Genomic DNA, 23,685 nt, shown 5'->3' with positions numbered 1-23,685 from the left:
CGGTGTACACACAAGTATATGCCGCGAGGGTTTCAACTCTTTTAGCCCCATAAATACCCAAGTTTCGGTCAACTGAAAACTCCATTTATCAGGCTAATTTTAAGGCTAGGGTAACGAAACCAAGTTTTAGGTGGGATTTCAAGACTTGTGTGTACACCGTAGCCTTGTAGGAGAGAGGCTTTGAATCTTACTCCCCTTCCTTTCTAGGGAAGAGGTTGGGGTTTAGGTCTGTATGCAATTCAACAATGACTAAATGAAGTCATCTTAGAAATGATAGCTATGTCAAAACAAGAAGTAATTAGACTATTTAAAAATGCTCAAACTAATCCTAATTTGAGAGAGATTCTAAACTCGGCATCGAGCCTAGAAGTTTTTGTACAAATAGCGCAACAACAAGGCTATAATTTTACGGTTGAAGAATGGCAAAAAGCCACTGGCTTAGTAATAGAAGATTCAGAATCTCAAGTTTAAACCACATCTACTTTGAGAACTGTAGTTTTGTAGGTTGGGTTACACTCCGTTCCACCCAACCTACATAATGTCCTTTTTGAAAAACTCCTCTTTTCAAGATGGACGAGGTTTATGAAAATCAAGACACTTGATATCATGCCCGCTTGAACACTTAATATATATTATTCGTGAAGCTAGAACTCACGTTATAACTAATAACAACTAATTAATTGATGACTGTTATTTCTCCTTTTTTATTAATCTTAACTGGTGTATCAGGAAAATCATTGGCAGTCAAATAGCGAACAAGTTTTACAGTTCGCAATTGCTTATCAATATAGGGGATTCCCTGGCGATTCATATGCACAGGAATAATTTTACCGCCCACTAGATTCCCTTGAGAATTTAACTTTACTTCTAAAATCATTGAGTAGCCCGTCTCGTTTTTAGTAGATAAAGTTCGGTATCCTAAAAAATTTCCTAAAGAGTAAGCAATCAATTTTCTTTTATAAATCTCCATGGCTCTGGGAACATGGGGACCATGACCAAGAACTAAATCTGCTCCTGCATCAATCATTGTGCGAGCAAACTTTACCGCGTTACCTCGATTTTCTCCATAGAAAATCTCTGTCTGATTTTTTACTCGTAGTGCTTTTGTTCCTTCTGCTCCGGTGTGCATTGATACAATCACCACATCTGCACGTTTTTTAGCTTGTTGTACCAGGTTTTTGGCTGTTTTGAAATCGTGAATGGAGTTGTAACGTTCATAGGGCGCAAACCCAATCATTGCAACTGAAATATTTTTAGCTTGCAGTAAAAGTATTTGATTTTTATGGCCTAGTGTTTCAATCCCAACAGCAGAGAGATTCTTAATCGTATCTGCAAACCCCACTAAACCAAAATCCATCGCGTGATTGTTAGCAATATTGAAGACATCAAAGCCGACATCAGTAAACAACTGAGCATAGGAAGGTGGAGAGCGAAACGCGAACATTTGTCCACGACTGATGTCTTTGGTAGTGTATGGATAGTTGGTTAAGCTGGTTTCAAAGTTACCGAACAAGATATCAGCTTTTTTTAAGTGTGTTCTTACCGACTTTGGGATTAATTGATTGCGATCGCGTGCCAATCTATTGTTAGGAAAATTCGTACCAGGAATCACATCCCCGACTGCTTGAATGGTAATAGTGTCTGTATAGCTAGGCTCTTTGATCAGTGGAGGTGAATTTGGCTCTGGGACAAATTCACTGGGTAGGTTGTTTGTATCTGTAGCTTGCGATCGCTTAGAACGAATACCCAATCCAATACTAATTCCGACACAAAAACATACACCAATGAAAGCTAAAGAAAGCAATTTAGCCCCTGGTTTTGGATTAGCCATGTTCCCATTCCTCACACCTTGAGATTAGTCTACTCCATAAGTCAGTGCTTGTCGGTAGGAATCGGGGATTGGGGATTGGGAATTGGGGATTGGGGAAGGTGGGGCCCCCTCTGGGGATAAGGGGCAACGGGGATTGGGGATTGGGGATTGGGGATTAAATGAGTAGCAAAGGTATGAATATTTAGATTATTTTGCTTAGATTATTTTGCGAATATGCGATCGCGATTATGGGGAGCATCAAAATCAATCAGTGGCCCTTTAGGAACAATCCGAGTCGGGTTAACTTTGGGATGACTCCGGTAATAATGTCGCTTGATGTGGTCTAAGTTACAAGTCTGTTTTACCCCTGGCTGTTGGTACAAGTCTTTGAGATAATTCCACAAGTTAGGATAATCTACAATCTGGCGTAAGTTGCATTTGAAATGCACATAATAGACTGGGTCAAAGCGAAACAAAGTTGTGAACATACACCAGTCTGCTTCAGTAATTTGATCCCCACACAGATAACGTTGCTCTCCTAAAACTTTTTCCCAATGATCAAGAGCGTCAAATAATTCTGTTACTGCTTCATCATAGGCTGCTTGCTTAGTTGCAAATCCTGCGCGATACACACCATTGTTAATCGGTTGGTAAATAGCATCTATGGTCTCATCAATAACCTTTTGTAAATTTTCTGGATAAAAATTTACATTGTCCTGAGCAAGATGATTAAACTCAGTATCAAACATCCGGATAATTTCGCGGGATTCGTTATTGACAATTGTATTATTTTGTGTATCCCATAGAACGGGAACTGTGACACGTCCGCTATAGTTGGGATCAGCTTTGAGATAAATTTGCCAGAGATAATCAGCGCCGTTGACAGTATCAGGAATACAACCTGGTTCATCTGCAAATTCCCAGCTGTTGTCGTGAATTTCGGGAGCAACCACGGACATACCAACAATATCTTGCAGTCCTTTGAGTTGGCGCATAATTGCAGTACGACACGCCCAAGGACAAGCCCAGGAAATATACAAATGATAACGCCCTGCTTCAGCCTGAAACCCACTAGAACCATCGGCGGTAACTTTGTTACGGAAAGTGGTTGAAGGACGGATAAATTTACCTGCTGAATCTTCCTGTTCCCGTTCAGATAGCCACTTACCATCCTTGAGAATTCCCAAACCCATAGTTATTCTCCTTTGATGATGTTATTAGTTAGTGGTAAATAACCAACAGGGGCGAAGCATTTTTACAACAATATTTAGCTTTGCTACCCTTATGGGAAGACGCAAGGCGTCTATGCGCGGCTTCTCCTAGAGTACGCCCCTACTAACAACCAACTTATTCCTCATTCAGAATTTTTGGCACTTTGAAAAATTCACCTTCTTGTTCTGGCGCACTTTGAAGAATCGCTTCGCGATCGCTATATGGTTGAAGATCATCGGCGCGTGTCACATTGCTGACATCAATGGCCCGTGTTGTGGGTGGTACGTCACTAACATCTAATTCACTGAGCTGTTCAAAATAGTCCAGAATACTAGCCAGTTGAGTAGTGAATTGTTCTTCCTCTTCTGGTGTCAATTCTAAACGAGCAAGATGGGCTACTTTATGGACTTGTTCGCGATCGAGCATAAAATTTGGTCAATGATCAATGGTTAATGGTCATTGGTCAATGGTCAAGAAATCTTAACAATTGACATTTGACAATGGACTCTGGACTAAAAGAATACATCAATTTGCATTCTACCTGTGGTTTTCAGCCAGTTTTGGGCTTCGATGTAGTTGTTGGGAGCGAGACGAATGGCTCTCACCCAATAGTCAGCAGCTTTGTCAAACAGTGCTTCACCACCGTCTTCATCTCCTGCTTCTTTGGCTTTTTCGCCTAAATAGTGATAAATGACGGCGATGTTATTTAAGGCTTGAGGTAAGCGGGGATTGTACTCTAGTGCTTGGTGATATAACTCTAAAGCTACTTGGTGTTCGCCGTTACTAGCATGGATTAGTCCCATGTTGTAGAGTATGTAACCGCGATCAAGGGAATCGTCTTCTAGTTCTAAAGCTTGCTTATAGTTGTCTAGCGCTTCGGCGTATTCTCCTTCTGATTGCGCCGACATCCCGTCTCGGTAATAAACAAACGCTTCTTTTGCTCTTTTGTTCGCCGGCAGAATCTTCAGAATTAGGTCTGCCATAACTGTAAAGGATTTATCAATAAAATTATCGTTTTTCTGAGTTCTTGGCATATGACGCCTCTATTGATGTTGGGCTACTAGCAGGAGTTTTTTAACTATTAGCTAATTTAACTGATTTAGGACTTACGCAATAGCTCTGTGAAACTATTCTTCCTTTGTGTTCTTTGTGTCCTTTGTGTCCTTTGTGTCCTTTGTGGTACCCGAAGGGTAGGGCGCAAAGGACACAAAGAAAGAAGAAGTCAACAAAATTTGGCGCAGTCTCATAAAGAAATGGTATTACGACGCTGACGAGGTAATGCACTCAGGGCTATTATTTTTGGGGCTGTTCACCAAGGTTGTCACAGGATAGCTAGTCATCGTCTCCGAAGGATAGGGGTGTAGTAGCGGCTGTAGTAATTCTCCGTCATGAACTTGAGGATCTAGCCATAAATCATAATTTTCCGGTTGGAGAATTACTGGCATACGATCATGAACCTGTTGCAGTAATTCGTTAGCTTGGGTTGTCAAAATTGTACAAGATTTTATCTGTTCTTGTTCTGGTGATTGCCATTCCTCCCACAGCCCTGCAAAAGCAAAGGGTTTTCCATTCAACAGATGAAAATAATATGGCTGCTTTTTACCATCTTGTTTTCGCCATTCGTAAAAGCCATCTGCTACTACTAAACAGCGTTGGTGCTTGAAAGCGCGACGAAATGCTGGTTTTTCGGCGACAGTTTCAGCCCTCGCATTAATGAGCTTTGCTCCCATGCTTTGATCTTTGGCCCATGAAGGTATTAAACCCCAACGTAATTGCTGAATTTCACGTTTATGATTTTCAGAATTATACAAAACCGCCAAGACCATTTGCGTAGGTGCAATGTTATATTGCGGCTTGATATCGGGAACTTTTTCGACTTCAAAAAATTGGGTTAAAACTTCTGGAAATACGCTTAAAGTAAATCTTCCACACATTGTTTGATCCTTGTTAACTAACTCGAATTAAACATTTTAATGATAAAAATAATACCTAACTAAAATTTATTTTCCAGAGAATTTATTTCGTCTGTAATTGCAGCATTTATAAAAAATTTCTTCTGTTTATAAGTATTTTTGAAATATGATTGTATTTTACTGCATGATAATCAATCAAAACCTTCATCTCGCAATATATTGGCATGGAAACGCTAAGATTGTACGATTTTTTACCTTCAGGTAATGGCTACAAGATACGTCTTTTATTATCACAAATTGGTATGCCATTTGAGAGGGTAGAGGTGAATATCTTGAAAGATGAGACTCGAACACCAGAGTTTCTAAGCAAAAATCCGAATGGAAAAATACCAGTATTGGAGATTAAACCAGGTAAATATTTGGCAGAATCAAATGCCATATTAGTTTATTTGAGCGAAGGCACAGAATTTTTACCTTATGACCGCTTTTTACGAGCGCAAGTAATGCAATGGTTGTTTTTTGAACAGTGCAGCCTTAAGCCTTTTATTGCACCCTTAAGATTTTGGATTTCTGTACTAGGTAAAGCAGAAGAATACAAGGAAGCGATAGAGGGAAGACGTGAATCTGGTTATAGAGCTTTAAAAGTGATGGAAAATCATTTACAGAGTCATAATTTTTTTGTTGGCGAACGTTATACGATCGCTGATATTGCCTTGTTTGCTTACACTCATGTAGCTGATGAAGGTGGATATGATTTGAAACAATTTCCTGCTATCCAAGCATGGATTGAAAGAGTAAAAAGCCAACCAAGATATATCTCAATAAAAGAAGAAGTACAGCATTGATTTTTACTATAGTTTGCATCTACCAACTCGTTTTCAAGCATGAGCTTAGAAAACGAGTTAATTTTTTATCAAGAGTGCTTCACTAGTTGTTGCAGGAATGCGATCGCTCTGTCATACCTGGTATATATAGATTAGGCTAGGCATTACCGATTGATAAGGTAATTGGTAAATCATACCTGCCTTACCTTTGAAGTTTTGCAAGAATTGCTATTCTGACTTAATCCTATTAAAACGTTTTTTTATTCTAAAAATCTGTGTTTATCTCAATGAGCTTTTGTCTTGATGACACACCAGACTTAATTCTAATTCTAGATTTGGCAATATCAAATTTTTCAGATAAAACTTTGATTAATTCTTCATTCGCTTTACCATCAACAGGAGGCGATTTTAAATGTATATTTAGACTGCCATCGCTAGTTTCTTCAATTTTTTGAACTTTTGAGTTTGGTTTAACTTTGACTTTTATTTGCATAACCTTTTCTTTGTAATAGTCGCAGCCACCACCAACCTAGAATACAGCCAATTAGATAATGAGGAAAATCCCACCAAACAAAGGTTGTACCAAGCAATAATTTACCTATTAAAGTAGCACGGATTTGCTCTAATAAGGGAGGACGCCATAGTTGTAGGAATTCTAATATACAGGTAATGATAAAGACCCATAAGGGAATTTGGATAATAGCTTTTGGTCTACGGAAAAATAGAAAAGCAAACAAGCACCAGAATATTTCGTAGAAAACAGCAGCTCCATAATCATTGAACCATTTATGAGCAAAACCAGTATAGTATTTAAATAAAAAGCCCATCACTGTAACGATGAGCAAAGAAGCTGCTATATAAAAGCTTTGTGTTATTTTTGACACGTTTTTCTCTAAATATTGGGGATTGGGGATTGGGGATAAGGAGGACACGGGGAATATTTTTGATAGATTCTTCGCGTCACCAACTCTTCCTTGTCACCGCGTCTTCTCCCGATTCCCGATTCCCGATCCCTTATCCCTCTTATTATGGTTGATCTGGATTACCGTTACCAATAACAGAGATTTTGTGTCGGTAGACTAATTCTCCACCGTACCAGCCGGAAACACCAAGAAGTGTAGCTACAACTACTGAGATTACAAGTCCCCAAGGTAGTACAGCCGATATTGGATGATTCCAACGTAATACTAGGTTGATAATTGTCAAGACCAAAGCACTCACATTCAAAATTAAGTGCGCCCAACCAGCAGTACGTTTGCGGACTCGCCCTATTCTCAAAAAATCCAAAAGTCCCGTTATAGCTGCTGCGACACCACCCACCAAACCAGCAGTGATTAACCAAAAAGAACCCCTCGCCCAAAAACTATCATCTGTGAACCAGAAAACCGCATCAGTTAACAAAGCGCCTACAAGAAATGCAATCGGAAATTGCACAAGAATCGGATGGATGGGATGACCTGCAACTGACACAGTACTAGGTACACCAGTATCACGAAACTCTCTATCGTCACTTTCTAAAAATGCTGGAATATTGGGATAGGGTGTAGAGTTTCTTTCTTGAGTATCCATAGTTTCACCTTTTAAGAATTGAAGTAACTTTATGCTGAAGGGATTTGTTCAACTTCTGCTTCTGCTTTAAGGATGAGTTTGCCTACTTCCACTTCTAATCTTTTAATTCTTAGGTTTATTCCCTCTAAATCAAAGTTTTTCAAATTCAAAATTTGACTATTTGCATTCACTAAAGCTTTTGTCAGTTCCAGTGATACTTCCTGACTATCGCCATATTCAACATTGTCTAATATCCTTGAGTCAATCTATAAAAGTGGGAAGTAAATTTTATCTATCTGGCGATGGAAGTGTAGTTTTATGAGTAATCTATCTCAAAGTATAAATGTGTCTGGAATTTTAAAATTATCCTAAAAATGAAATTTTTATTTCCTTAGTTTTGGGGTTATCGTTCAAAAGAAAGATGGTAGTCTCCGAAACTGTTATGTAACCTGAGAAAAGTAAAGAGAACAAAACTTTTAGAGGAGAATACAACATGGTTGTCACTTTAGATGACACTAAACGTTCTGCTATTGCTGCAAAATTGGCAGATATGAGAGTAATCCAAGATTTGCTCATTCAAAATGAAGAGCAATTTTTGAAAGAAATTAACGATAACGAAATTCGCGATCGCATTCGGAAGATGATCGAAGATGATCGCAAAAATAAGGGCGTTCTGGAAACAGTTAATGTCCAATATGGCATTCAAGCCCAGCCAGAAAAAACTGTTACAGAAATGGTTAATAAGGTTCGGCAATTGATGCAAGGATCTGAATTAAGCCTGTATGAAAAAGTATTTCAGCATGAATTATTAAAGCATCAACAAGTAATGTCCGGCTTGACAATTCACAAAGCAGCACAAAAAGTTGGTGCAGATGTGATGATGGCAATTGGGCCTTTAAATACTGTTAACTTTGAAAACCGCGCTCACCAAGAACAACTCAAAGGTATTTTAGAAATCTTGGGTGTTCGTGAACTTACCGGACAAGATGCAGACCAAGGTATTTGGGGACGCGTACAAGATGCGATGGCTGCATTAAGCGGTGTTGTTGGTAGTGCTGTTACCCAAGGTAGTGATAAAAAGGATATGAACATCCAAGATGTCATTCGCTTGGATCACAACAAAGTCAACACCTTGTTCACTGAATTGTTAGCAAGCAACAATCCTCAAAAGATTCAAGAATACTTTGGTCAAATCTACAAGGATTTGAGCGCTCATGCTGAAGCTGAAGAAGAAGTGGTTTACCCAAGAGTACGTTCATTCTACGGTGCAAGCGATACTCAAGAATTGTATGATGAGCAAGCAGATATGAAGCGGAGATTAGAGCAAATCAAAGCTATTGATCCCTCTGCTTCTCAATTTAAGGATCAAATTAGACAGCTAATGGATGTTGTTGGCGATCATATTCGTCAAGAAGAAAGCACAATGTTTGCTGCGATTCGTAACAACATGAGTAGCGATGAAAGCGAGCAACTAGCTACTCAATTCAAAGCTGCTAAACAAAGAATCCAAGAGAAAGCAGCTAAGTAATTAGAGTCTGTTTTGCTAGTAGCAAAATAGTTAGTAGCTGTAAGTAATTCATCACTTTGGATCACAATAGGTTGTAGGGGTGTACAGACGTGCGCCCCTACACTTTTACACCCCTACACCCATAACTAAGAGGCTTTATTCACTTCTTCAGCCATCTTACGGAAATAGTCCATTTTGGGATCGGGACGGCGACGAGTAGTGATGGAAGGTTCTGGAGGTGTCTTTGGCTCCGGCTCGGTTACTTGCTTGCTTTGAGATGATTTTATGCTGGTTGCATCATTGGTTTCTAAGAAATAGCCCGCCTTGGAGAACCCAAATATCCTAGCTAAAAAACCAAATACCTGGGAAAAGATGTTTTTGATCAAACCAAAAAACTGATATAAAAGGGCTTCCAGGCGAATAAAGAAGTTTCTAATTATTTGCGTTAAACCAGACATGGCAGCGCCTCCTGATTGCAGCTTATTCTTATTTTGATTTATATCATTTTTCTTGTCATGTTCCTATCGAAGGACACAAAACCCCGAATTCTCTAGGAAGTCGGGGTTCTTGTTTTTCGAGGAACACGTAAGTCAGCGATCGCACTTAATTTCTCCCAAGTCTTGCTGCTTATATTCGCTAATGGAATCCAATTATTGTTATTCAGCAATCCATTTGGCAACTAATATTTCACGTTCTCCTTTGTATTCTTTCACCCAAATCATCGAAAGTTTTGGTTTTTTATCAATAATATTCTGTTTACCAGTATTCTTTGTAAAAGATAATGCTCCGATAGGAAGTTGTTTATTAGTATTCTCTACTAAGATTTTCATTTTGATTTCTCCTTTGTTTGGTTAGTTAGTGAAATTAAGTATTTTGCTATAGATAAATGTATTTGTTGTGATTTTTGTAATTGATTACAATCAGATATGAAGTTTATAGACGGTGTTATCTCGTCTTTCGTAGTATTTTTATTTACCTAAGCTTGCTTAATTGTTTGTTTCTATAGTCTTAATCAAGAGAGGATTGTAAGTTTACGCATTTTTTTGAAAAAAACAGTAAAAATCAAAGATATAGAGGAGCTGGGGTTCTTAAAATTTTAAGCAAAGTAAATTTTGTGTCAGATTTGATGAAGTATTGTATCCAGTTCTATGTGTGTAGTAAGTAACTTCAAGCTCAGAATAGCGATCGCTTTGCGTAAAACTCTGTTGGTGAATAGTTAACTAACTAGAAAAATGTGATCGCATCCAAAGGAGAATCACCATGACATTCAACCATAAAACTACATTAGTCCAGCCAGGTAAGGGTTATACGTATTTAGTATTGGGTGATTTATATACTTTTTTGGCTACAGGTGAAGATACAGGTGGAGCCTATTCAATAACTGAAGTTCTGATGCAACCGCAAAGTGTGATTCCAGCTCATCGTCATGATCAAGCTGATGAAGCACACTATATTTTAGAAGGAGAAATTGAGTATCAGCTTGAAGATCGGACTAGTATTGCTACTTCTGGAACATTTTTTAATTTTCCTAAAAATCAATATCACGGTTTCAAGAACATTGGTTCAAATCCTGCCAAAATTTTAATGATTATTACACCAGCAGGAGCCGAGCAGTTTTTCTCAGAAATGGGACAGCAAATTGTGGAACCAATGAGTGAGGAAGAAAAGCGTAATCTTTTGTCTCCTCCAAATCCTGCTGACATTGAAAAGGCGATTGAAATTGCTGTCAATAAGTATGGATTAGAATTTCTTTCATAGTAAGATGATGGCGGTTGATCATTTATTGGGTGTGCTACCGGAAAAAACACAAATGCACACCCATAAAGCTGTTGTCTTCCTTGTATTCTGCAATTGAATGTTTTTTAATAGTAATTTTTATTGAGCAAAAGAGGTAATTAACGATGGCTTTAAAGCTTTTACAGATTAATTTTCATTTTAATGGCCCCTGGGGAAATGAGATGGCGCAAGCATATTCAGAACTGGCGCACAACCTTTCCGAAACCCCTGGTTTGTTGTGGAAAATATGGATAGAAAATTCAAATGCTGGAGAAACAGGAGGAATTTATTTGTTTGAGGATGAATCATTATTAGATATATTTATCACAGAACATTTAGCGCGTTTAAAGTCTTTTGGAATTGAGAATATCAGCGCTAAGAAATTTGATGTTAATGAACCGCTAACTCAGATTACTGGAGGAAAGCTGAAACAGTTAAGTTAAATTTCCCAGAGTTGGCGATCGCTAATTTCTCGGTATGGCGACATTTTTCAACACACTCATCGGCCCGTATTCTTTGAGAGTTTGCATTTGTTGCTCGTTTCGCACAAACAAAGTTCCAGCAAATCCCAGTGAATTAACTGGTATAGATGCAAAACATTCTTGCGATCGCGCTACGAGCAGCATCCATTCTCGTGTTACCAACAAATTGTAAGCTCTAGATTGTGTATTTTCTAAACCCACTGCCTGTAGCAGAGAATGATAACACTCTAAAGTTGCCTCAGCAGCTGCAAATGGCGATCGCTTCCAGAGATAATCTAGGGGTACAAAAGCATGAACAAAATCAAATCCTGGGATAGTTGCGATTGAATTGTGAAATTGAGTCGATTTGAGGAGAGGTTCAATCGGTATTCGTACCCCAGTAGGTGTTAGTGGTAATGGCACAAGTTGCAAGTGTTTGTGTTGCTGACTAGCACCTGCAATTTTACTAGAATTGTAGAATGTCAACCCATCAAATTGAGCCATACATGACCACATCGCAGCAAAATCTGCTAATGTCAGTAAACTTTCTTGCTCTTCAAAAGCACGGGTAATCAATAGCAGGTGATACTTCGCGACATTATATTTGTTCAAAATACACACATGGGTATCAGAAATATCTGCAACAAATAAATTCTGTTCGTAGGGAAGAAAAGGATTAAAATCTTTTGCAGCAGAACCGTTTTGTGTTTCTGGTTTCTGCTTGACTTCATCCTTACGAGTAAGGTTAGACACAATCCGCACCAAAAAGCAAACACCATCTTGCTCGACAAATTCCGAGTCTGTCGGTATTGAAACCATCGCATTGGTAGCAAGAGCATGTTCAGTCTGCTGTTTAATTCTTGTCCAGAAAGTATCAGCTTGCAGTAATATTTTTCCCTGTGCCATTTTGTTAAGGTGTGAGTTAATACCAACCAAATTTTATATTATGTTCGCATGAGAGGTTGGGGATCGGGGATAAGGAGGACAGCTTAGTCAGTTATCAGTTATGAGTTATCAAATTAAACTGGTAACTGGTAACTGTTAACTGATTGATGACGAATGACTATTGACTAACTAGCAACAAATTTTGGTCACAATTGCGAGAAACTATAGAAGCAGAATACTTAAGAGAGAAGAATCTATGAGTTGGACGAAAGTTCTAGCAAGTGATGCACTTTCCCCTGGTGCGCGACAAGTGGTAACAGTTGGTAGCCGGAAAATCTTGTTGGTTAATCACGAAGGTCAATTTTATGCAGTAGATAATGCTTGTCCTCATCTGAAATTGTCTCTCAAAAAAGGCAAAATATTAAATGGTGCGATCGTTTGTCCTTGGCATCGTAGTGCTTTTGATCTCTGCACTGGTGAAGTCAAAGAATGGATCACATGGCCCCCTGTGGTGAATAAGGCAATGGGTATGGTGTCACAAGAAAAACAGTTATCAGTCTATCCTGTGCGTGTAGAGGATGGGAGTATCTTGGTTGATGTAGGAGAATAAGCAACTGCTACAGTTCGGTTAAAGGGTAAATAAAGGGTAAGGGGAATTCATGTGTGTTGTTTGTTCCTTTTACTCTTTCCCCTTTGACAAATGACAAATGACAAATGACAACCCTCACTAGTAGTTTCAGTGTGCCGACTTACTTAAAAAACAGCCTATTGATAGATGCGAATTAATATTTACTGGCAAATAATAATTAGATATGAGTAAATTTTCTAAGTAATTTCTTGGTTTTTATTGTCAATAAATAAAAGTTTTCATACTCAGTGACGGCGTAGAATTAGATTAAAGGCATTATGAATATCTCCGATCCCAACCAAATTATAGAACCCTACGAAGATCCCAATTTAGATCCCTATACAAAACCCAATCCTGAACCTTATGCTGATCCCAACATAGAACCCTACGTAGATCCTAATCCTGAGCCTTATGTTGATCCAAACGTAGAACCCTATTTAGATCCCAATCCTGAACCTTATGCCGATCCCAATGTAGAACCTTATACTAATTCTGATAGGTATGAGAGCTATTTAGAAATTAGATAAACTACTCTAAATCAGGTTCGACACCGAGCGAGCGTAACTGTGCTATCAACCTTTGTGTTCGTTGGTGTTCTTGTTCTGTAGGCGTTAATACCCAGCTACCCGTCGCACTATACCAGCGTAACCACAGTTGATCAATATTTTGATATTGTCCTTGCCACACACCTAGACCTAATTCTAATTCTGCAATCCAGAAGCGTTGCTCTTGTAAAATGACCTCAGCATAACGACCCCCATCTAAATGATTATCAGACAATTTCATCATCAAGATACGCAAGAAATTATGCAGTTATTTTATGATACTGTCCACAATATTAATATTCAAGATTATACCCCAGAGCAAGTAGATGCATGGGCGCCTCAATACATGGATTATCGAAGATGGAATGAACATTTACATTCCAAGATGAGTTATGTAGCAGAATTAGATGGAAAAATTATTGGGTTTGCTCAACTAGAACCTGATGGACATATAGATTGTTTTTATTGCCATAAAGATTTTCAAGGAATGGGGGTAGGAAGTAAACTTTTAGATACTCTACAAACCCAAGCAGAAGCATTAGGAATTAAAAGACTATTTGCAGAAGTAAGTATCACTGCCAAAGGTTTTTTTGAGCATAAAGGATTTCAAGTTATAAATCAACAAACAGTAGAACGCCGGGGTGTAAAGTTGGTTAATTATCGTATGAATAAAGATATTAGTGTACAACAATTTTGATATGTTTGTAGTAAGCACTTTAGTGCTTGAATATGTGAGGAATCAAGTCTACACTACGAACAGATTTACCCATCAAAATTAATGCTGTAGACTGATAACAAGCATCAATTTGCTTTATATTTTAGCAATTCTATAATGATTTGTGAAAGTTGAGATAACCAGATTCCCGACTTCTATCCTCCGGGAAGCCATTCTACGGGTGTCTATAATAAGTCGGGGAGCTTGTTATTCACGAATGATTTAGGATTGCTATATGTAAATATGTTAAATATTTTTACTGAAGCTTTACTTTAGATTTTGCTTGATTCAATTTTAGGAGAGAATATAAATACACAAGTTTAAGAGAGTTCAGATGAGGACTAAAGTCCTCAATACAAACTCTTCAAAGTTATGTACAGGAAAGGGGGTAAAAGCTATGTATGATATTCCCATACCTGAAAATGTTATTTACCTAATTGTCAAAATCGGCCTGCTAATTTTAGTGTTCAGTCTTTGGTTAGCGATGACAGCAAGACCTGTATATTAGTTAGTGGTTGTGGTCAATAAAATTTAAAAATGACCAATAACTAATGACCAATAACCAACATATTAACTAGCATGTGACCAGTCGCTGAGTGCTTCGTATTCCTGCTTTTTCTGGCGTTGGCGTACTGGTTTTAATGGAGTACCAATATCCACGTTGCGAAAAGACTGTTTTCTCTTTGTGGATTTGGGTGCTTTTTTGTTTAACTCAGTTTGTGCAGTTGTCATTGTACTGACCTTGGTTTTTTAGATAGAACAGTAATTTTAACTAAATAAATCTCAAAATCAATAGTAAATACTCTGCTTAAGTTACCGCATCTGTCTTAGCTATGGATATTGAGGCGGATTATGGTATTACTCTGTCTAGCAACAGGATTATACCTACAGATGTGGATGAACTTAAAATCTTCATCCTTAATGTATATCATCCATTCCTGAATGTCTGTTTCCGGAAAAACGATTAAATAAACTTGAATCTGTCAGAAAAATAACGTTTTTCTGGTATATAAGTAAGTCGGTGAGAATAAATCAGTTAAGTTCGTAGTAAGGACTTTAGTCCTTTCTTGAGGACTAAAGTCCTTACTACGAACCTTAAAATTATGGATTATTGGCGATCGCTCTTTATGTGAGAATTAACAACAGAAAAGCCTCGACGCTTTGGTGTAGTCTTAGCTAACTCCACTTGAAAAGTGATTCTATCAGTCAGTTCACCACTTTTAACTGACAAAGTCCAGCTACCGGGATGTAGATACCAAAACAAAGACTTCGTTGAACTTGTCGCCAGTTTTTTACCATTCAACCACCACTCTACAGACTCAGATGAAGTTCCTGCTAGCTTGAACTCTAATTTTTGTTGTCCTTCTTCACCAGGAAACAGCAAAAATAAATCTTCATTGCGAGGAGACAAGATTTTCAGTTTACCAGAACCAAAGTGAGACTGTGGTTGTTTGGCTAACCAATCATTATACTGACTAGATAAAGTGAAATTATTTTGCTGTTTGTAAGCGCTAATATCTTCTGGATAAAAATATTCCTGAACTACAGATGTACAATCCGGTGTTGGTTTTAACCCAGAAATTGCACAAATTGGTAATTGTACTAACCCTTCTGGAATGGAAAAATTAGCGGGTTGATGATGTTCGTGTAGGTGCAACATAATCCGATTCCATAGGGGTGCGGCTCCGGTAACACCGGATACCTGCCGCATCGGCTCGCCGTTGAAATTACCTACCCAAGTAGCGACTGTGTAATCAGCAGTAAAGCCAACTGTCCAGGTATCGCGAAAATTAGAGGAAGTGCCTGTTTTTACAGCTGCTGGAAAAGGTAAACTTAACACCGAGTCTACACCAAAAGCTGTTGCACGGGCATGGTTATCACTGAGCATATCAGTAATTAATTGCCATGTCGTCGGATTTTGGAGCCACTGCGTTGCGGGGGTTCCCCCCGTTGTAGCACGTGGCGTGATTTTGGATTTTGGATTTTGGATTGAGGAATGGGAAAATGTATTTAATAATGGCGTACTTTCTCCCATTCTTGCCATTGTCAGGTAAGCTTGGGCTAGTTCCCACAAACTTACTTCGCCACTACCCAAAGTTAAACCGAGTCCATAATATTCTGGGGTTTGATTTAAATGTGCAAATCCTAATTCGTGTAAACGACTTAAAAAACTGTCTACACCAACCTTTTCTAACACCCTGACTGCTGGGATATTCAGAGAATTCGCCAACGCTATTCGTACTCGCACAGGACCGAGAAAACTTTTGTTGTAATCTGTGGGATTGTAAACTTTTGCACCGGGAATGGCGTAGTATGCAGGAACATCTGCCAAAATAGTATTTGGGCGAATTACACCTTTTTCTAAAGCTAATTCATACAAAAAAGGTTTGAGGGTAGAGCCTGGTTGACGTAGCGCCTGTACTCCATCATTACGCCCCAACTTTGCTTCATCAAAATAATTCGGTGAACCGACATAGGCTAAAACTTCGCCAGTGTGGTTGTCTACAACTAAAGCAGCTGCGTGGTGAACATTATTCGCAGTCAGGGAAGAAAGTACTTGTTGTACCTGTGCTTCGACAAATTGTTGTAAAGACTTATTTATTGTTGTGCGAATAGAGTTTCTGTAATTCGGTGATGGGGTATTTTGCTGACTTGCTAACCAAAACAAAAAATGTGGTGCGGCGAAAATTCCTTTTTGGCGCGACTGGAAGGCAACTTCTTCATTATATACACGTTGGGCGATCGCACTATCTTTAATATACCCATCCTCTACCATCCGATTAAGAACATATTTCTGGCGTTGTTTGACGCGTTCTTGATGTTGCAGTGGGTCAAAATAAGTGGGATTATTAGGAATAGCAGCTAAAAGACTAGCTTGAGCCAGGTTCAGATCACTCGCAGGTATGGAAAAATAGGTACGAGCAGCAGCTTCCACACCATAAACATTACCGCCCATTGGTAGACGATTGATATAACCAGCAAGAATTTCATCTTTACTCATTCCTGCTGCTAATCGCCAAGCTAACCAAACTTCCTGAACTTTACCTGATAAGTTACGCGGAGAGTTATCTAGCATCCGCGCTAGTTGCATGGTAATTGTAGAAGCACCGGAAACAATTCTTTTGGTTTGAATAGCATCCTTGACAGCGCGAGCAACAGCTTTGAGATCGAGGGCGCCGTGATGATAAAATTGGCTATCTTCAGCAGCCAATATTGCTTGGATAAACTGGGGAGAAACTTGATCAAGCGGTACTACTGCTGTATGTTCTTGATCACGGGTGAGGATTGTTCCTAATGGTAATCCATTGCGATCGCTAAATTCTAATGCTAGTTGTGTTTGTAAAATATCATTGGCACGGATTGGGACTAAATAGGGTGTTAGGCGGATCAGAAAACAGATTAATAGTAAAGTTAGGATGACTTTGCTGGTTTTGCGGTTGAGTTGATGCAAAATTTTCTGCTTGATGGGGATTAGCAATTTCTTTGCTTTTTTCATCAGCCAATCCTCTACCTGGGAAAAATTATATTAATTCTGACGTAGCATTTTTATTACCATCGGGAAATATTTGCAAGTTTGAAAAGTTCCCAAAATTAAATAATACTTAACTTTGCAAAATTTGTAATTACTTTCTGGAACAAACTGTCTTGTTAGTGTTATCAATGTAAAGCATAACAATTTTACTTAGTGTCTTGGTGCCTTGGTGAGTCCACTTGCCGTCTTGGCGGTTCCCGTCACGTTCGCGTAGCGTCCCGGAGGGAACTTGGCAAGGTGGCGAACCCGAAGGGTGGTTAATAAAATTTATTATTGAACCACCAAGACACCAAGACACCAAGAAGACTCTATATTAATTACTGAGATATGCTCATCAGAGTTTTAATAAAATTCTTGCTATTCTTCACGTTGAGTATCACAATAGCAGGGTGTAATATATTTGGTATTAATGCTGGGAAAGAAAGATTACCGGAGGTTGCAGCGTTACCTTTACCGAAGTTACCAGAATGGATTGAACAAATTAGTCCGATTGGAGAAGCTGCTCCTTTGAATCAAGTTCGGATTCGGTTTAAGGAAGCTTTAATTCCGGTTGAGAGTTTGGATAGTTCTGAACAGCAGAATTTATTACAAAAGTTTGCGCTTGAGCCGCGTTTACCGGGACAGTTTCGTTTTTTAACGCCGCGGATGGTAGGATTTCAAGCTGATAAAGCTTTGCCAAAGGCGACAAGATTTCAAGTTACTCTTAAGGCTGGTTTGGCTGATTTAAAAAATCATCGACTAGAGAAAGATTTGGTTTGGACTTTTAATACGGAACCGATTAAATTAACTAATTTACCTGGTAAAAATCCGGTAGAAAATTCGGATGCTGAACCAATTGATTTACAGCCGAAGTTACAAGTTACTTCTAATGTGGAATTGGATTTAAATTCGGTACAGGAGCATGTACAGTTAATTCCTGATGGTAAAAATAAAGGTGTGGGTTTCAAAGTCGAATTAGCAAAGGAGGATAAACCAGGAGAAAGTCAAGATCCTCTGGAAAAATTCGACCCTTCGGCACAGAGTTGGATTTATAATCTTGTACTGCGGCAAAGTTTAGAAAAAGCTCGAAATTACCGCTTAGAATTTGAGCAGGGTATACGTCCAGCTTATGGCAATTTAGCTAGTGATAAACCGTTTGTGAGTAAGGTGAGTACCTATGCACCTTTGGCGTTTCAGGGAATTAAGTTTTATGGACAACCAGATGCTGCTGGTGCTTATGGTAGGTTTGTGAAAGGTAGTCCGCAGTTAGAGTTTAACAATGGCTTGGTTGCAGATACGGCGATTGAAAATATTCAAATTCATCCAGCACCGAAATCAATTGCGCGTTTGCTTCAAGTTAATGATCAAGACAAGATTATTAGTATCAATCCTTATGCTTTAGCATCAACTACTAACTATACAATTACGATTGGTGGTAATCTCAAAGATCAATTTGGACAAAGTTTAGGTAAACCAGTTACGGTTAGATATAATACTGGAGATTTGGCAGGAGATATTTGGGTTCCTGATGGTTTAAATATTTTCCCTGTGGGTAAAGATTTACAACTCAATATTGCGACGGTGAATCTTCCTGAAGCCAAGTATAAAGCTGCTTATCGGGTAGTGGAACCGACGGATTTAGTTTATTTCAATTCTGCTTATCCTAAAGGTGATAATAATGATTTATTACCGAAAGTTTCTAATTGGCAAAGTTTTAAGGTAGCAAGTCAGAAAAATCAGCCGCTTGAGGTAAATGTTCCTTTGCGAGAAAAGCTAAATTCTGCTACTGGGATGTTAGCTTATGGAGTGCAGGCGCGGACTAATAAATATCAGGAAAATGGTAAGGATGTGTGGCGAGAACCCACTACTTACGGATTGGTACAGTTAACGAATTTGGGTGTATTTAGTCAGTGGTTTCCTGATGCGGGTTTGATCAGGGTACATCATCTTGCTGATGGTTCACCTGTGAAAGCTGCTGATATTCAAATTTATCCGTCAAAGTTAGAGGCGAAATCTCGTCCCCAACCTGTATCTTGTGCTTCGGGTAAAACTGATGAAAATGGAACTTTGAGGTTAACGAAGGAAAATTTACAGCAATGTTTTGATAGTCAGCAAAGTTTTTTCAGTCCACCACAGTTGTTAGTAATTGCGCGAGAAAATCAAGATTGGGCGTTTGCACGAACTGAAGAATATAGTGGTGCTTATGGTTATGGTATTTATGCAGATTGGAATGATGGAAAACCAGTATCACGGGGAGTGATATTTTCTGATCGACAATTATATCAGCCAGGGGAAAAAGCTTGGTTGACTGGTTTTGCTGATTATTTGCAAAATGGTGCTATCCAACAGGATAAGAATTCTGCTTACCAATTAACTCTGATAAATTCAAATGGACAAAAAACAGATTTAGGTACGAAAACGACGAATGAATTTGGTACTTTCTCTGTTGAATTACCCATCAACAAAACTCAGCCTTTGGGATACTATACAATTCAAGCTCAGGGTAAGAATGGGAAAGAAATTACCGGAGAGTTTCGTGTAGCTGAGTTTAAACCACCAAATTTTAAAGTTGAACTCAATCTGGATCAAGAATTTGCTTTAATTAATCAGAAGGTAGAAGCGAATGCTACGAGTAATTATTTATTTGGTGCGCCCACAGAAGGAGGGAAAGCCAAATATTTTGTGACTCGTCAACAAGCTAATTTTATTCCTCAAGGTTGGGAAGAATTTAGTTTTGGTAAACAATGGTTTTGGCCGGAGGAACCTCCATCAGTACCAAGCGATGTTCTGCAAACTAATACTCAACTTGATGCTAATGGTAAAACCAGTCAAACAATCACGGTAGCGAAAGATTTACCTTACCCCATGACTTACCGGGTGGATGTGGAAGTTACAGATGTTTCTAATCTGGCTGTAGCTAATTCTAAAACTTTTACGGCACTGCCGAGCGATCGCCTCATCGGATTAAAAACTAATTTTGTTGCGGAAGCGCTTAAAGCTTTCCCCATTGAAGTCATTGTAACCGACCCCACAGGCAAACCTCTATCCGGTCAACGGGTGCGTTTGGAACTCCAACAAATGAAGTACAACAGCGTTACCCAGGTAGTGGAAGGTAGTCGGACGCCAAAAAATCAAGTTGAATATAAAACAGTTGGACAAACAGAAGTTACATCTGCAAATAATCCTCAATCTGTGAGTTTGACACCAACTGAATCTGGTTCCTACCGAATTCGAGCAAGTTTCAGCGATTGTAGAGACGTTACATGTAACGTCTCCACCGATTTGCAAATTTGGGCAACGGGAGAAAACCCGGTATACTGGGGTTCACAAGAACGCGACCATATCGAAGTTAAACTCGACAAACAAGAATTTAAACCAGGTGAAACTGCTACCGCTTTAATTCAATCTCCCTATCCCGAAGGTGAGTTGTACTTTGCTGTCATTAAAGACAAACCCCTTTATCAACAAGTTATCAAAGTTAAAGGCGGCGCACCACAAATTCAGTTTCCCGTTACTCCAGATATGTTACCAAATGCAGCTGTCGAAGCTGTGTTGGTCAGACAGGGTAAGCCTCTTAATCAAGTCGAACCAGGTAATATAGATAAATTGGTGAAAATTGGTTTTGCACCTTTTAAAGTCAACTTCCAAGACAAATATTTAAAAGTGCAAGTTACCCCACAACTCACAACCCTCGCACCAGGTACAGAACAAACTCTCCAACTCCAACTCCAAGACAACCAAGGAAATCCCGCCAAAGGACAATTTACTGTTATGGTGGTGAATGAAGCAGTTCTACAACTTTCTGGCTATCGTCCACCGGATCTTGTAAATACAGTATATGCCGAACAGGCGATCGCAACTCGTTTCAGTGATAATCGTCCCCAGGTAGTTGTAGAACAAGCAAATTTAGCTGAACCCAAAGGTTGGGGATACGGTGGTGGGTTATCTGCTGGCGCTGCAAATACGCGCATCCGTAAAGACTTTCAAGCGCTTGCTTACTACAATGGTTCTGTGATCACAGATGATAATGGGAAAGCTCAGATTACATTTAAACTACCAGATGACTTAACCACCTGGCGAGTCATGGTTGTCGCTACCGATGGAAATCTACGCTTTGGTAATGGCGAAAGCACTTTTTTGACGACAAAGCCATTATTAACTAACGCTATTTTACCACAATTTGCCCGTCCCGGCGATAACTTCCAAGCAGGTTTAACCGTGACAAACAACACTGGTCAAAACGGAAATCTCAATATTAATGGTAAAGTTAGCGGTACAGTCCAATTTACGAATAAGAACCCCCACACTGCTAACTTGCAAACCAAAGCAGAATCTACTACCCAAGCTTACCGCTTCCCAATAGTTGCAACTAATGTCGGCGAAAGTAAGATTCGCTTTATCACTCAATTAAATAATATCGCCGCCGATGCCTTTGAAGTACCTTTGGAAATTCAGCCATTAACGATTACAGAACAAGTTGTAGAAACAGGCGTAACCAACAAGCAAGTAAAAATTCCTTTAAATGTCGAGAAAAACACCGTTGCTCAAGAAGGCGGTTTAGATATTCAACTAGCAAGTACCCTCATACCAGAAATTAAAGCACCAGCGCAGGAAGTTTGGCAGAATAACGACTTACCATTTGCAGAACCTGCGGCGAGTGAGTTGCTAATTGCTGCTCACCTCCAAACTCTCTCGGAAAAATATCATCAGACTTTTGCCGAATTTAATTCTACCCAAAACATCAGCCAAGCTATTGAACAATTACAAAAACTCCAACTTAGCGATGGTGGTTTTGCTGCTTTCCCCGGACAAGAAAAATCTGACCCTTGGGTTTCTGCTTACACAGCAGAATCTTTAGCCACAGCAAATCAAGTCTTCCCTAATTATATAGATACCACGATGGTGTCTCGCCTCAAAGGATATTTGCAAAAAATCCTGGCGAATCCCGGAAAATACGAGTTTTGCAAACAGCAACCCTGCAAAAGCCAAATGCAACTCAACGCCTTAATCGCCATAGCAGAATTAGGAGACAAACGCAATACTTTCGTTACAGATATTTATCAACAGCGCCAAGCCTTTGATACAGTCACCCAGATTAAACTAGCGCGCTATTTATCCCAGTTGAGCGAATGGCAAGACGAATCTAACTTACTCTTAAAGCAACTACAACAATATATATATGAAACTGGTCGTACCGCAACTGTCAGTTTACCCCGCAGTTGGGGATGGATGAGTTCACCAACAACAGCGCAAGCGCAAGCGCAAGCTTTACGGTTGTTTATTTCCCAACAGGCGAAACCAGAAATCATTGATAGACTATTGCAAAGCCTACTTTCACTGCGACGAAATGGCACATGGCAAACTAGTTATGATAACGCTCAAGCGCTAACCGCTTTGGTAGAATACGCTCAACTAGAACCGACATCGCCGAATTTTGTCGCTACTGTGCAATTAGCTGGAAGAAAACTCGCAGAAGCGAAATTTACACGCGGTAGCAATCCGAGTGCAGAGATCAAAGTCCCCATGGATAAACTACCCCATGGGCGTCATGATTTGCAACTGCAAAAATCCGGTCAAGGGAATTTGCATTATCTCGTCGCCTATCGCTATCGCTTACAAGGAAATCAACCAGGTAGGTATAATGGTTTACGAGTGTCGCGGTCAATTCGCGGAATTGATGAGCAAAAAGTCCTCCAAAAAACCAATATTTACGCTCTTGATAAACCATTGGCTTTAAAAACAGGTCAAGTTTTTGACATTGATTTGGAAATCATTGCAGATCATCCTATAGAGCATGTAGTGATTACAGATCCCCTTCCAGCAGGATTTGAAGCGGTAGACGAGAGTTTTCAAACAGCCAACTCTGCATTACAAACCTCTACCGATAATTGGGAACTTGGGTATAAAACAATCCATAGCGATCGCATTGTTGCTTACGCAGACCACTTAGAACCCGGAGTTTATAACTTACATTACTTAGTGCGTTCTGTGACACCTGGTACTTTCAGCTATCCTGGTGCGGAAGCACACCTGCAATACGCGCCAGAGGAATTTGGACGGACGGCGGAGTCTACGTTAGTCTTGGAGGAGAAAAATTAGCTTCGTGTCTTAGTGTCTTGGTGGTGAAAAAAGAGTATTTGAAACACCAAGACACTAAGACACAAAGAGGAAATACAGCTTTTTAGCTGAGATTATTGGCGATCGCTTGATTTCTGGAGTTTAGACTAAGCCATGCAAAAAGACCCAGCAGGGCTGAGTTAATCAGAGACTTAGCAAAAGTATGAATAATCTTAGGTATTAAACAGCAACCGATGGTTTTTTCCGTGGTCGGGTTACGGTTTTTTTAACAA

The 23,685-nt window shown here is 39.3% G+C and carries 22 protein-coding genes and 2 pseudogenes; 9 read left to right on the top strand and 15 right to left on the bottom strand.

Features of this window, described 5'->3' with window-relative positions; genetic code table 11:
- Nucleotides 1-279: 279 nt before the first annotated feature.
- The gene (locus tag ACE1AT_RS08860) at nt 280-471 is read left to right on the top strand and encodes a Nif11-like leader peptide family natural product precursor (RefSeq protein WP_374867372.1); all 192 of its coding nucleotides are present in this window, start codon (nt 280-282) and stop codon (nt 469-471) included.
- A 205-nt stretch (nt 472-676) separates the two neighbouring features.
- Here ACE1AT_RS08860 and ACE1AT_RS08855 read toward each other — a convergent pair whose 3' ends face one another.
- The 5 genes from ACE1AT_RS08855 to ACE1AT_RS08835 all read right to left on the bottom strand — a co-directional run bounded on the left by ACE1AT_RS08855 (nt 677) and on the right by ACE1AT_RS08835 (nt 4,956).
- Complete coding sequence (locus ACE1AT_RS08855) at nt 677-1,831, bottom strand: CapA family protein (RefSeq protein ID WP_374867370.1); 1,155 nt, start codon at nt 1,829-1,831, stop codon at nt 677-679.
- A gap of 200 nt (nt 1,832-2,031) precedes the next feature.
- Complete coding sequence (locus tag ACE1AT_RS08850; protein ID WP_374867368.1) at nt 2,032-3,003, bottom strand: glutathione S-transferase family protein; 972 nt, start codon at nt 3,001-3,003, stop codon at nt 2,032-2,034.
- 154 nt (nt 3,004-3,157) lie between these two features.
- Complete coding sequence (gene gatC, locus ACE1AT_RS08845; protein ID WP_016860287.1) at nt 3,158-3,448, bottom strand: Asp-tRNA(Asn)/Glu-tRNA(Gln) amidotransferase subunit GatC; 291 nt, start codon at nt 3,446-3,448, stop codon at nt 3,158-3,160.
- Nucleotides 3,449-3,534: 86 nt separating this feature from the next.
- Nucleotides 3,535-4,056, bottom strand: a complete 522-nt coding sequence (locus ACE1AT_RS08840; RefSeq protein WP_374867366.1) for a photosystem I assembly protein Ycf3 — start codon at nt 4,054-4,056, stop codon at nt 3,535-3,537.
- Between the two features lie 225 nt (nt 4,057-4,281).
- Nucleotides 4,282-4,956, bottom strand: coding sequence for an SOS response-associated peptidase (locus tag ACE1AT_RS08835; RefSeq protein WP_374867364.1), 675 nt, complete (start codon nt 4,954-4,956; stop codon nt 4,282-4,284).
- 203 nt (nt 4,957-5,159) lie between these two features.
- On the opposite strand from ACE1AT_RS08835, the gene ACE1AT_RS08830 reads away from it, so the two are divergent.
- Nucleotides 5,160-5,780 carry a glutathione S-transferase family protein gene (locus ACE1AT_RS08830; RefSeq protein ID WP_374867362.1) on the top strand — a complete coding sequence of 207 codons (621 nt, stop codon included), beginning with the start codon at nt 5,160-5,162 and terminating at the stop codon, nt 5,778-5,780.
- Between the two features lie 244 nt (nt 5,781-6,024).
- Here ACE1AT_RS08830 and ACE1AT_RS08825 read toward each other — a convergent pair whose 3' ends face one another.
- The 4 genes and pseudogenes from ACE1AT_RS08825 to ACE1AT_RS08810 all read right to left on the bottom strand — a co-directional run.
- The gene (locus tag ACE1AT_RS08825) at nt 6,025-6,252 is read right to left on the bottom strand and encodes a DUF167 domain-containing protein (RefSeq protein WP_374867360.1); all 228 of its coding nucleotides are present in this window, start codon (nt 6,250-6,252) and stop codon (nt 6,025-6,027) included.
- Nucleotides 6,230-6,643: a DUF2809 domain-containing protein gene (locus tag ACE1AT_RS08820; protein ID WP_374867358.1), complete on the bottom strand. Its 414-nt coding sequence runs from the start codon at nt 6,641-6,643 to the stop codon at nt 6,230-6,232. The genes ACE1AT_RS08825 and ACE1AT_RS08820 overlap by 23 nt, the downstream gene beginning before the upstream one ends.
- Nucleotides 6,644-6,785: 142 nt before the next feature.
- Complete coding sequence (locus ACE1AT_RS08815; protein WP_374867356.1) at nt 6,786-7,328, bottom strand: DUF2231 domain-containing protein; 543 nt, start codon at nt 7,326-7,328, stop codon at nt 6,786-6,788.
- A gap of 29 nt (nt 7,329-7,357) precedes the next feature.
- A pseudogene (locus ACE1AT_RS08810) lies at nt 7,358-7,558 on the bottom strand (DUF2993 domain-containing protein); the annotation flags it as partial.
- Nucleotides 7,559-7,800: 242 nt separating this feature from the next.
- Between ACE1AT_RS08810 and ACE1AT_RS08805 the strand changes: the two are divergent.
- Nucleotides 7,801-8,835: a hemerythrin domain-containing protein gene (locus ACE1AT_RS08805; RefSeq protein ID WP_374867354.1), complete on the top strand. Its 1,035-nt coding sequence runs from the start codon at nt 7,801-7,803 to the stop codon at nt 8,833-8,835.
- A gap of 125 nt (nt 8,836-8,960) precedes the next feature.
- On the opposite strand, the gene ACE1AT_RS08800 is transcribed toward ACE1AT_RS08805, so the two are convergent.
- Nucleotides 8,961-9,272: a threonine dehydratase gene (locus ACE1AT_RS08800; protein WP_374867352.1), complete on the bottom strand. Its 312-nt coding sequence runs from the start codon at nt 9,270-9,272 to the stop codon at nt 8,961-8,963.
- Between the two features lie 198 nt (nt 9,273-9,470).
- A complete protein-coding gene (locus tag ACE1AT_RS08795) occupies nt 9,471-9,644 on the bottom strand; it encodes a hypothetical protein (RefSeq protein WP_374867350.1) in 174 nt (57 codons plus the stop codon).
- Between the two features lie 430 nt (nt 9,645-10,074).
- On the opposite strand from ACE1AT_RS08795, the gene ACE1AT_RS08790 reads away from it, so the two are divergent.
- Together ACE1AT_RS08790 and ACE1AT_RS08785 are read left to right on the top strand one after the other, a co-directional pair.
- The gene (locus ACE1AT_RS08790; protein WP_374867348.1) at nt 10,075-10,572 is read left to right on the top strand and encodes a cupin domain-containing protein; all 498 of its coding nucleotides are present in this window, start codon (nt 10,075-10,077) and stop codon (nt 10,570-10,572) included.
- A gap of 143 nt (nt 10,573-10,715) precedes the next feature.
- On the top strand, nt 10,716-11,033 hold the full coding sequence (locus ACE1AT_RS08785; protein WP_374867346.1) for a monooxygenase: 318 nt from the start codon (nt 10,716-10,718) through the stop codon (nt 11,031-11,033).
- A 21-nt stretch (nt 11,034-11,054) separates the two neighbouring features.
- Here ACE1AT_RS08785 and ACE1AT_RS08780 read toward each other — a convergent pair whose 3' ends face one another.
- Nucleotides 11,055-11,957, bottom strand: a complete 903-nt coding sequence (locus tag ACE1AT_RS08780; protein WP_374867344.1) for a phosphorylase — start codon at nt 11,955-11,957, stop codon at nt 11,055-11,057.
- A gap of 235 nt (nt 11,958-12,192) precedes the next feature.
- Between ACE1AT_RS08780 and ACE1AT_RS08775 the strand changes: the two genes are divergently transcribed.
- Both ACE1AT_RS08775 and ACE1AT_RS08770 read left to right on the top strand, forming a co-directional pair.
- Complete coding sequence (locus ACE1AT_RS08775) at nt 12,193-12,546, top strand: Rieske (2Fe-2S) protein (RefSeq protein WP_374867342.1); 354 nt, start codon at nt 12,193-12,195, stop codon at nt 12,544-12,546.
- Between the two features lie 296 nt (nt 12,547-12,842).
- A complete protein-coding gene (locus tag ACE1AT_RS08770) occupies nt 12,843-13,091 on the top strand; it encodes a hypothetical protein (protein WP_374867341.1) in 249 nt (82 codons plus the stop codon).
- Between the two features lies 1 nt (nt 13,092).
- On the opposite strand, the pseudogene ACE1AT_RS08765 reads toward ACE1AT_RS08770, so the two are convergent.
- Nucleotides 13,093-13,329 (bottom strand): annotated as a pseudogene (locus tag ACE1AT_RS08765) (hypothetical protein); the annotation flags it as partial.
- Here ACE1AT_RS08765 and ACE1AT_RS08760 point away from each other — a divergent pair.
- A complete protein-coding gene (locus ACE1AT_RS08760; RefSeq protein ID WP_374867339.1) occupies nt 13,330-13,806 on the top strand; it encodes a GNAT family N-acetyltransferase in 477 nt (158 codons plus the stop codon).
- A 588-nt stretch (nt 13,807-14,394) separates the two neighbouring features.
- Here ACE1AT_RS08760 and ACE1AT_RS08755 read toward each other — a convergent pair.
- Both ACE1AT_RS08755 and pbpC read right to left on the bottom strand, forming a co-directional pair.
- On the bottom strand, nt 14,395-14,556 hold the full coding sequence (locus tag ACE1AT_RS08755) for a hypothetical protein (RefSeq protein WP_374867337.1): 162 nt from the start codon (nt 14,554-14,556) through the stop codon (nt 14,395-14,397).
- A 376-nt stretch (nt 14,557-14,932) separates the two neighbouring features.
- A complete protein-coding gene (gene pbpC / locus ACE1AT_RS08750; RefSeq protein ID WP_374867335.1) occupies nt 14,933-17,320 on the bottom strand; it encodes a penicillin-binding protein 1C in 2,388 nt (795 codons plus the stop codon).
- 363 nt (nt 17,321-17,683) lie between these two features.
- Here pbpC and ACE1AT_RS08745 point away from each other — a divergent pair, with 363 nt between their 5' ends.
- Entirely contained in the window at nt 17,684-23,434 is a 5,751-nt protein-coding gene (locus ACE1AT_RS08745; protein WP_374867333.1) for an alpha-2-macroglobulin, read from the top strand.
- Nucleotides 23,435-23,685: the final 251 nt, after the last annotated feature.

It is taken from the genome of Pelatocladus sp. BLCC-F211 (assembly GCF_041928655.1).
In the GTDB taxonomy this organism is placed as follows: Bacteria; Cyanobacteriota; Cyanobacteriia; order Cyanobacteriales; family Nostocaceae; genus Pelatocladus.
The sequence above is the reverse complement of the archived record's forward strand: the minus strand, read 5'-3'. Positions and strand labels throughout refer to the sequence as shown.

What these genes read in the sequence shown, in the direction of transcription:
- ACE1AT_RS08770 (WP_374867341.1), top strand. Translation starts at nt 12,843, where the DNA reads ATGAATATCTCCGATCCCAACCAAATTATAGAACCCTACGAAGATCCC.
- ACE1AT_RS08785 (WP_374867346.1), top strand. Translation starts at nt 10,716, where the DNA reads ATGGCTTTAAAGCTTTTACAGATTAATTTTCATTTTAATGGCCCCTGG.
- gatC (WP_016860287.1), bottom strand. Translation starts at nt 3,448, where the DNA reads ATGCTCGATCGCGAACAAGTCCATAAAGTAGCCCATCTTGCTCGTTTA.
- ACE1AT_RS08795 (WP_374867350.1), bottom strand. Translation starts at nt 9,644, where the DNA reads ATGAAAATCTTAGTAGAGAATACTAATAAACAACTTCCTATCGGAGCA.
- ACE1AT_RS08755 (WP_374867337.1), bottom strand. Translation starts at nt 14,556, where the DNA reads ATGACAACTGCACAAACTGAGTTAAACAAAAAAGCACCCAAATCCACA.
- ACE1AT_RS08800 (WP_374867352.1), bottom strand. Translation starts at nt 9,272, where the DNA reads ATGTCTGGTTTAACGCAAATAATTAGAAACTTCTTTATTCGCCTGGAA.
- ACE1AT_RS08850 (WP_374867368.1), bottom strand. Translation starts at nt 3,003, where the DNA reads ATGGGTTTGGGAATTCTCAAGGATGGTAAGTGGCTATCTGAACGGGAA.
- ACE1AT_RS08775 (WP_374867342.1), top strand. Translation starts at nt 12,193, where the DNA reads ATGAGTTGGACGAAAGTTCTAGCAAGTGATGCACTTTCCCCTGGTGCG.
- ACE1AT_RS08825 (WP_374867360.1), bottom strand. Translation starts at nt 6,252, where the DNA reads ATGCAAATAAAAGTCAAAGTTAAACCAAACTCAAAAGTTCAAAAAATT.
- ACE1AT_RS08815 (WP_374867356.1), bottom strand. Translation starts at nt 7,328, where the DNA reads ATGGATACTCAAGAAAGAAACTCTACACCCTATCCCAATATTCCAGCA.
- ACE1AT_RS08790 (WP_374867348.1), top strand. Translation starts at nt 10,075, where the DNA reads ATGACATTCAACCATAAAACTACATTAGTCCAGCCAGGTAAGGGTTAT.
- ACE1AT_RS08745 (WP_374867333.1), top strand. Translation starts at nt 17,684, where the DNA reads ATGCTCATCAGAGTTTTAATAAAATTCTTGCTATTCTTCACGTTGAGT.
- ACE1AT_RS08760 (WP_374867339.1), top strand. Translation starts at nt 13,330, where the DNA reads ATGATTATCAGACAATTTCATCATCAAGATACGCAAGAAATTATGCAG.
- ACE1AT_RS08780 (WP_374867344.1), bottom strand. Translation starts at nt 11,957, where the DNA reads ATGGCACAGGGAAAAATATTACTGCAAGCTGATACTTTCTGGACAAGA.
- ACE1AT_RS08840 (WP_374867366.1), bottom strand. Translation starts at nt 4,056, where the DNA reads ATGCCAAGAACTCAGAAAAACGATAATTTTATTGATAAATCCTTTACA.
- ACE1AT_RS08855 (WP_374867370.1), bottom strand. Translation starts at nt 1,831, where the DNA reads ATGGCTAATCCAAAACCAGGGGCTAAATTGCTTTCTTTAGCTTTCATT.
- ACE1AT_RS08805 (WP_374867354.1), top strand. Translation starts at nt 7,801, where the DNA reads ATGGTTGTCACTTTAGATGACACTAAACGTTCTGCTATTGCTGCAAAA.
- ACE1AT_RS08860 (WP_374867372.1), top strand. Translation starts at nt 280, where the DNA reads ATGTCAAAACAAGAAGTAATTAGACTATTTAAAAATGCTCAAACTAAT.
- pbpC (WP_374867335.1), bottom strand. Translation starts at nt 17,320, where the DNA reads ATGAAAAAAGCAAAGAAATTGCTAATCCCCATCAAGCAGAAAATTTTG.
- ACE1AT_RS08830 (WP_374867362.1), top strand. Translation starts at nt 5,160, where the DNA reads ATGGAAACGCTAAGATTGTACGATTTTTTACCTTCAGGTAATGGCTAC.
- ACE1AT_RS08835 (WP_374867364.1), bottom strand. Translation starts at nt 4,956, where the DNA reads ATGTGTGGAAGATTTACTTTAAGCGTATTTCCAGAAGTTTTAACCCAA.